Source organism: Burkholderia sp. YHN3-13 (assembly GCF_055810675.1).
In genome coordinates, this window is sequence record NZ_JBVVNQ010000049.1 from 1 (window position 1) to 8194 (window position 8194).

Here is an 8194-nt window from a genome sequence, read left to right on the forward strand (position 1 = left end):
GCGCGCGGCCGGACGGCGCGCGTCGAAGCCGCGCAGTTCGCGGGCCAGGATGCCGACGTGCTCGCACGCCTCGATGCCGATCGCGACGTGCTCGTGCGTATCCGCGTGCCGGGGCACTGATGCCCGGCTGTTGGAGAACATGTGGTGCTGACGGTTGACGGGCAAGTTACGGCCTATACAGACTAACGGCAACTTGCCCAAATCTCCTGGATTAGTTGTCGGGCAATGCTCAATTCAACGAGAATAGGCAATGAACGGACGCGGCTTACCTGCACTCCCGGGCGTATGTCGCGCAGAAATAGGAGGGCTCGCTCCGCTAATTTCCGGAATCGGAAGAAGCGAGAGATATCGTCACCGCCAGGCGCTTCCGATTCGCAGGCTGCGTGTTCCCGTCGTGCGGCCCGTACTTACGCGCCCATTCGGCGCCAAGCACATCGGATAAGAACACAACGCCGGGCGCAATTTACACAAGCTCGCTCATATGCGGATCCCCTAGGCAGGCTGGATACCAAAGCGCGCGGCGGCGTACCGCGCGCTGCAGTTCCACACTTCGAGGCCGTCACAGGCGAAGGTAGCCCATCCACCCTTGACGAGCATCTCAACTTGTGCAATTACCCCGCCGTGTCCCATCGCCTTGGCAGCCAAGGCCGTCCGTTTGCGGCAGATCGCCCGGTAATTTCCCTCATGTAGCGTTGACGGCATCAAGCCATCAATGCCGCTCACTGCTCAATCAAAAACCGGTCGCGGCTCTTCGCATTTGCAATCCAGTGAGGTGCCTTGCCACGCCCGCTCCAGGTTGCGCCCGTTTTCGGGTCGCGATATTTCGGCGCGACCGGTGCCCGCGTGCCCGACGCAGAAGCGCGCCGACGTCCGAAAAGTTGCTCAGGCGTGATGGCATATTCGGCGATCTGCTCACGGATCGTCGCGATGATACTTTCCAGCTCGGCAATCCGTGCTTCTTCCGCTTGCTGCGCCAGTGCTTCTGCCTGAGCTTTCAGTTCGAGATAGGTAGCCATGTATGTGAAGGAAACTCCGATTTAGAAGGTTGGCCAGTGGTCGAGACGGTTTGGAGCGTAGATGCAAACCCTCTGTACACGACAGACATATTATATTCCTGCGGATGGCAAAAGGGGCCGCCTCAGCGGAATGCGTGGTGATCGTGACTAGGGCCCGTGACCGTGCTGGTCCTAGTTGCGCATTGTTCTGGGAGAGTCGCTAAATTCGCGTTCCGAACCAGTGCTTATATAATTGACACGATCGATCTTTCGACGTGTAAGAGCATCATATGCCTTGAACACGAAATTACTGACAGGCCCTCTGTCGGCCGCCCTCAGGCATGCTTAGCGAGATCCACTTAAAGAGTTCGTCTTCCCGCATTGGCATCGCTAGATAAAAGCCCTGCATCATATCGCAGCCGAGTGAGCGAAGCACCTGCAGTTCAGATTCTCGCTCAACACCTTCCGCGACCACTTCGATCTTCAGTAGCTGACCAAGCTTCAATATCGCTTCGACCAACATATGATTTCCGGTGAAAAGGTTGCTAATAAGCGACCGATCGATCTTGACCTTGCGCACGTATGAGCGATGCAATGTTGACAGCGACGAAAATCCCACACCGAAGTCGTCAACCGCAATACGCACTCCTGCGATTGAAAGCCGTTCTAGACGGGACTGCACAATATCGATGTCGGCTGTGGTTTCCTCAGTGACCTCGATTTCCAGCATTGTGGCAGGCAGGCAGGCGGCAGCGAGCCAGTCCAGCGCGATGTAGTCCACCGGGATCTGTGCGATCTTTCGCGGTGACAGATTGATCGCAACTCTGACGTGACCCAGGCCTACGCGCTGCAACCGAGCCATCAAACGTGATACCCGGCTCAACACATGCTTCAGCAGCGACTCCGACTGACCAGATGTGTCCGCAATGAACACGATGTCGGATGGCGCAATCAGCCCGTACTTCGGGTGCTCCCATCGCAGCAGCGCCTCAACACTGTCCAATAGTACCCCACCCTCGCGCAGGACCGGCTGAAAGAACACATCCAACTCGCCACTGACCATTGCCTGCGGGAGCTCACGCTCGATGGCACAGCGGGTAGTGAGCCGGATGCGCAATGAGCCATCGAAAACCCGAAAGCGATTCCGTCCCTGCTTCTTCGCGGCATACAACGCCTCGTCGGCACAAAGCAGCATGTCCGTCAGATCCATGGATGCGGAGATATGAATACCAATACTGACGCCTAGGCACTTTGCGTCCTTGATGTCGACCGGAACGTTATCGATCAGACGCTGCGCGAGCGACTCCGGCGATTCGCCGACCAGTTCTGGGACGTAGAGAATCGCGAATTCATCGCCGCCGAGCCGCGCAACAAGTGCATCTGTGGGCTGATGAGCCGTGAGGCGGCGCCCCACCTCGGCCAGGACATCGTCGCCGCCGCGATGGCCATAGACATCATTGACAACCTTGAAGCCGTCCAAATCGAGCATCATGAGACATGCGGATCTGCCTGCCGCCGGCATATACTGCGCAGCCCGTACCATGAATCCAGTCCGATTGAGCAGGCCCGTCAAGTGGTCGTGCCATGCCTGATGTTGCATCTGTTTCTGGGTCGACAGCGCCTGGCAGTGCGCCGCCTCCAATGACCGGGCCAGCGATGTCGCCTGATTCTTCGCGCTACTAGCCTCCCGGAAAGCCGCTTCACTCTCAACGGCGCTGCGCGATAGTGCCAGCAGATAGAGCAGCACCGTGGCCGCCAGACAATATCGCTCAAAGGTGCCTTGATACAGCAGACACGCTACGACGGACAGTAGGGAGGGCGTAATGAACGCGAGCGGTACGCGTGCGTAGGCGGTACCATGTGTCACCGCGCCCGCCGTTACGCCGCAAACAACGGTGAGGTAAAAGAGGGTTGAGGACGACGTATAGCCGTCGCATAAAAGCGGGACGCCGGCCCAGACAAAGCCCGACATCAGTGCGCCGAACGAGAACCTGCGCAACTGCCGAGCCACAAGTGATATCGGGTTGCGGGAATCAGAATTTCTCGAGACGTAAATGCCGGATATCGCTACGCCGTCCACGTGCTGGCGACAAAGATGGATTCTCCATATGTTGACGAGCGTCGACACACCGAACCACAACATGGCAGTCCGATACCGATGGTGATCGAACGCTACTAACAAGTTGGTGAACCCAAGCAGCATGTTGACCGGAATGGCGATCAGTACACTGCGCCGCACCGAGCTCATCTGGTCCACAAGGACGAGCTCGTCCAGCTGCGACGCGTCAGGCGAAGACGACTCCAAGGACCGCGACGTATCCGCGGGAGGTGCGTGGCTCATATTTGGTCACCCTCGCATACTTTTTATATAACTTTACCGTCTAGAATCCGAGCGTACGTCGGACGCGATGTTGGATCGCGTCCGATGCCGGCGCTCCGATCGTTGAAGAGGCGATGCCTGACCGGAAATTGATCCCGGGGGCGCCTGGCGCGCATCCGGGTTTGATTGTTGGGGCACCGTTTTCGTTGGGATACGACGCGCATTCGAAGAGGCGTGCGACAGTTGACGACCTAACGCGGGTCCCTGTGCGTTATCGACTACTCTCGGACAGTGAAGGCTATTTCCCATCGCAATTGCGAGTCAACTGCAGAAGTAGTTCGTCATATGCAGCCACAAGGGCAGAATTTTCAGCCGAGTAGCGCCTTAAGGTCTCGCGCTGGCGGACGATATACCCTTCCCAGTCGTCATCGTGCGCATGCAGGGCACGCAAGAGCGCGTCGGCGCCCTGCTGTACGTCGTTGTCGGGATAGTAGTAGCCAAGATCGGGGGCTAGGTTCGCGTTGTGCACGAGCGGATAACCCTGCCAGCAGACATCAAAGTAGAAATAGTTGAGAGGGTTGGCCCACTGATGCGAGACGACAACGTCGGTCATTGTGGCCAGAAAGTCGGGCGTGTCGAAGCGACCGACAAAGGCAGCCTTGCCAGCTCGTACGATGTCTAGATAGTTCATCAGCATTACGAATTCAGGGCTGTCGTGCGCGAGGCGATCGGCATTCGTCACGTGCGTGAAGCAGATCGCGTCGGGGTCGCGCCGATACGCTTCGTCGATGATCAACATCGGATACACGCAGAACTTCACGACATCTTGGTTCGGCTCCATGACCGTGAGCCGCTTGCCCGACTGACTGCGCGGCCGGTATTCGCCGTGCCCAGGCAGCGACCGCGTGCGTTCGGTCAAGAACATCGGATCCCACACGAACGGAACAACGCGCCCTGGGCAACGACGCAGCGATTGCAGGAACGGCAGCGACGACGGCGCGATCTGCGGAATCGCCCACACCTCGTCGTAGCCGCGGTTGATAAACAGCGAATCCCATAACCGGCGGCCGAAGAGCATCGATTCCATCGCGTTAATGTACTCGACGCCGCAGCAATAGCTCACCAGTTTTACACCGCGCGCTTTCAGGTAAGCCGTCTGTTCACCATCAATCTGCCCGCCGAGCTCGATCACCACGTCGAGCGCGTCCTTCATGTCGGCGAACGCGCGCGTGTCGTACACGCTGCGATCCCACGGCAGCGCATCGGTTAGCGGAACATCGGTCGTGTTGACCAACGTCACGCGGTAGCCGTGCGGCGACGCCATCAGCACTTTCGCGAGGAACAGCGCGTTCTGCTTGATGCCGTTGATCCACAGGCTTTCGTCGGGGGCACGCAATCCAATCGTGATGCCAATCCGCAGGCCATTGAGGGAAGTAAGTGTAATCATCGAAAAATGGAGGGCTGTCCCCCTACGTAGATCCCGCTATCAAAATTGGGCGAGGCATGCGGACGCGGGTACTCCCGGCGAGGACGACGGATAGCCCGAGAACGTGACTGAACAGTCGAAACGCTCAGCCGAGTCGACACCTCAATCCCCGCGGTATGTGATGTCGTGCCACCGCTGTGAAATCTTTCCTCCCGAGCCGAGTTGGCCACGCGGAAATCGTTTGTCAGCTATCGCATGAAGCGCGCGTTCGTCACGTGCAGGATCACCGCAACTACGCAGCACTTTTAAATCGCGAACACGACCTTCTTCATTGAGCCAAACCCGCACCAGGACATTCCGGCGAGTCTCCACCGATCTCGGGACTGCCCGAGACAACATGCGATCGATGAGCGACATATACATCCTCTTCACTGATGAAAATCGGACGGCACTCGATCCTGCAGCAGTAGTTTTGTCGCGTTATTCCGCGGCCGAAATGATGAAACGATCGCGGTTCTTGGTGCCCGAAATCCAAAGAGGCGCCTTGCCGCGACCGCTCCAGGTTGCGCCAGTTTCGAGGGCACGATACTTCGGCGCGACCGGCTCGCGCGCTTTCGACGCTGCAGCATGCCGGCGCCCGAAGAGTTGATCCGGGGTGATGCCGTATTACGCAACTTGTTCGCGAATTGAGGTGATGATCCTTTCCAATTCTGCGAGTCGCGCTTCTTCTGTCCGGCGTGCCAGCGCCTCTGCTTGCACCTTCAGTTCGTAGTAGGTAGCCATAGGTGAAAAGCAATTCCTCTGATAGTTAGGCTAGGAAAATTTACCCATCATATCATTTCGCCAAAAAAACTTACGATAATCGGCACACAATCCACAACTTAATAATACACATTTATATTACGAAGTTTAACAAAAAACATTTGGCAGTGCTAGATTTAAATAACCACTTTGATAGTGTGGACAATATCCCGCTTACAGTGACTCTAGCGGCGTGACGAAATTGACTTAAATCAACAATCCGACATTTTATTCGCGCATATTTATTCTGTTATAGAACCATATCCTCAGACAATTTATCTCGACATCGCAACGACCCATTGGCTTCGAGCATTTTTCACTTGGCAACCTGCGCTAACCCGAATTACCAGCCGCAAACGTTAAATCTCCATAAATAGCCGAATTTTATAAAAATTCCGGCGTTCCTCAACGGGTAAATTCGTGAGAATCAGATACGCAAGAGTCTCGACGGACGAACGAATCTGGACTTGCAGATATTGGCGCTTAAGCGCCGACAGCTGCGATTCCATCATTACGGACAGTGGATTCTCCGGTGCTCGCCTTGAGCGCCCCGGACTTCAGCGCGCCTTGAATGAATGCCAAGCCGGCGACACCCTTGTCGTGTGGCGACTCGACCGGCTTGGCCGCTCGTTGGCCAGTTGCTGGTCGTGATGAATGATCTGCGCGCCCGTTGTATCGATTTCGCCTCCCTGAACGAAGCGATCGATACCGGCCCACCTGCCGGCACGTTCATATTTCACATGGTCGCCGCCTTGGCTGATTTCGAGCGCGCCCTGATCAGCAATAGGACAAAGGCTGGACTCGAAGCAGCCAAAACCCGCGGCGCGAGACTTGGCTGTCCTCCCGCCCTCGATGCGCAGCAAATCAGCGAAGCAAAAAAGCTGCCCGGGAGCGAACCCATCGATGATGTCGCCTCGCGCTACGGTTTGCGGCCAAGGAGTTTGCGCAGGATCCCGGACCGATCGACTTGATAGCGCCTCCCGCCTAGTCATTAGCCTTGGCCTCTCTGTCGCCCCGCCAATTGCGCAAATGCCCTGCCCCATGTCGGCTGTCACGGTTCGGCAATATGGAGCCAATCCAGGGGCGGCGTAATGGCGCCGGCCCCGGGTCGGCATATTGGAGCCACCCGAGGGGCGGCACATAGGCGCCAGTAATGCGGGAGCGACGGCGCGGTTCGAACTTTCCTAGTCGGTACGCTTTGTTCTTTTTGAACGGAGCGTCCATGGCCAATCGGAGGTTCGAATTGTTTGAGTATCGCCAAGTCCTTGTCCGCATGCGGCAAGGCGACTCCGGCCGCGACATCGCGCGCGGCGGACTGATGGGGCGCAAGAAGCTCACGAGCGTGCGCCGCGAAGCCCAGACACGAGGTTGGCTCGATCCCGCGCAACCGTTGCCGGCCGATACGGTAATTGCAGGGGTCTTCGGTCGCACGCCGCATCTGTCGAGCGCCTGCGTGTCAACGGTGGAGCCGTTTCGCGAGCAGATGCGTGACTGGCTCACCGCAAGCGTTCAAGGCACCACGATCCACGCCGCACTTCGACGCAACCACGGCTACACCGGCAGCTACAGCGCCGTGAAGCGCATGGTGCGACACCTCGTGGCCGAGCGCGGTGTGGCTGCCACGACGATCCTGGAGTTCGCGCCGGCCGACGCGGTGCAGGTCGACTTCGGCGCCGGGCCCGTGCTGAGCGCCGAAGGCATTGAGGTTCGGACGTGGATCTTCGTGATGACCTTGTGCTGGTCGCGTCACCAGTATGCCGAGATCGTGCTGGATCAAACCGTCGAGACGTGGTTGGCCTGCCACCGGCGCGCCTTCGAATGGCTCGGCGGCCGGCCCACTCGGGTCATCATCGACAACGCGAAGTGCGCGATCATCCGAGCCTGCCGGTACGATCCGGCTGTACAACGCTCCTACGCGGCGCTTGCCGAAGCCTACGGCTTCAAGATCGACGCCTGTCCGCCACGCGATCCCCAGAAGAAATGCGTCGTCGAGTCGGGCGTCAAATACGTCAAGAAGTCCTTCGTGCCGCTGCGGGAGTTCCGGGATCTGGCCGATGCGAATCGGCAGCTTCGTGAGTGGGTCCTGCAGGAAGCCGGCACGCGCACGCACGGCACGACCCACGAGCAGCCGCTCGCGCGCTTCGGCGTCGAGCGCCCGTTGCTCGCCGCGTTGCCGGACGTGGCGCCGGTAATCTCCGTTTGGAAGGAAGTCAGCGTCCACCGCGACGGCCACGTCGTTTACCGCAACGCGCTGTACTCGGCGCCGTATGCACTGGTCGGCAAGCCCCTCTGGCTGAAGGCGACTGACACGGTCATCCAGTTGTACCACCAGCATCAGCTCGTCGCGACCCACCCGCGGCAACGGGCCGGTGGTCGCCACACGGTCCGGGACCATCAGCCGCCCGAAGCGCAGGCCTGGCTCGAGCACGATCCGCAGTGGTGCCTGGCGCGCGCGAAGGAAATCGGACCATCGTGCCTTGGCGTGATCCTTGCTTTGTTCAACGACACGGTGCTCGTCAATCTGCGCGGCGCGCAGGGCCTCATCCGGCTGCGCGAGCAGGTCGGCGACGCACGGCTGGAAGCGGCCTGCGAACGCGCACTCGCCTTCAGCAGCCCGAAGTACCGCACCGTCAAGGGCATCCTCGACAAGGG

General features: G+C 58.7%; 5 protein-coding genes and 2 pseudogenes. 2 read left to right on the top strand and 5 right to left on the bottom strand.

All coding sequences use genetic code 11. The annotated features are described in order from the left end of the window. Nucleotides 1-719 precede the first annotated feature (719 nt). The 5 genes and pseudogenes from AC0KUR_RS37500 to AC0KUR_RS37520 form a co-directional block, all read right to left on the bottom strand. On the bottom strand, nucleotides 720-1016 hold the full coding sequence (locus tag AC0KUR_RS37500) for an H-NS histone family protein (RefSeq protein WP_226159408.1): 297 nt from the start codon (nucleotides 1014-1016) through the stop codon (nucleotides 720-722). Between the two features lie 286 nt (nucleotides 1017-1302). Next, nucleotides 1303-3243, bottom strand: a complete 1941-nt coding sequence (locus AC0KUR_RS37505; RefSeq protein ID WP_226159410.1) for a putative bifunctional diguanylate cyclase/phosphodiesterase — start codon at nucleotides 3241-3243, stop codon at nucleotides 1303-1305. A 370-nt stretch (nucleotides 3244-3613) separates the two neighbouring features. Beyond that, complete coding sequence (locus AC0KUR_RS37510; protein WP_226159407.1) at nucleotides 3614-4762, bottom strand: DUF2827 domain-containing protein; 1149 nt, start codon at nucleotides 4760-4762, stop codon at nucleotides 3614-3616. A 141-nt stretch (nucleotides 4763-4903) separates the two neighbouring features. Next, nucleotides 4904-5164 (bottom strand): energy transducer TonB family protein, encoded by a 261-nt coding sequence (locus AC0KUR_RS37515; protein ID WP_473377355.1) that lies wholly within the window; start codon nucleotides 5162-5164, stop codon nucleotides 4904-4906. Nucleotides 5165-5221: 57 nt separating this feature from the next. Then, a pseudogene (locus AC0KUR_RS37520) lies at nucleotides 5222-5524 on the bottom strand (H-NS histone family protein). Between the two features lie 438 nt (nucleotides 5525-5962). Here AC0KUR_RS37520 and AC0KUR_RS37525 point away from each other — a divergent pair. Together AC0KUR_RS37525 and istA are read left to right on the top strand one after the other, a co-directional pair. Further along, nucleotides 5963-6513: pseudogene (locus AC0KUR_RS37525) on the top strand (recombinase family protein). A gap of 251 nt (nucleotides 6514-6764) precedes the next feature. Then, on the top strand, nucleotides 6765-8194 hold a 1430-nt coding region (istA, locus tag AC0KUR_RS37530; protein WP_473377356.1), incomplete at its 3' end, for an IS21 family transposase.

What these genes read in the sequence shown, in the direction of transcription:
- AC0KUR_RS37515 (WP_473377355.1), bottom strand. Translation starts at nt 5,164, where the DNA reads ATGTATATGTCGCTCATCGATCGCATGTTGTCTCGGGCAGTCCCGAGA.
- AC0KUR_RS37505 (WP_226159410.1), bottom strand. Translation starts at nt 3,243, where the DNA reads ATGAGCTCGGTGCGGCGCAGTGTACTGATCGCCATTCCGGTCAACATG.
- AC0KUR_RS37500 (WP_226159408.1), bottom strand. Translation starts at nt 1,016, where the DNA reads ATGGCTACCTATCTCGAACTGAAAGCTCAGGCAGAAGCACTGGCGCAG.
- AC0KUR_RS37510 (WP_226159407.1), bottom strand. Translation starts at nt 4,762, where the DNA reads ATGATTACACTTACTTCCCTCAATGGCCTGCGGATTGGCATCACGATT.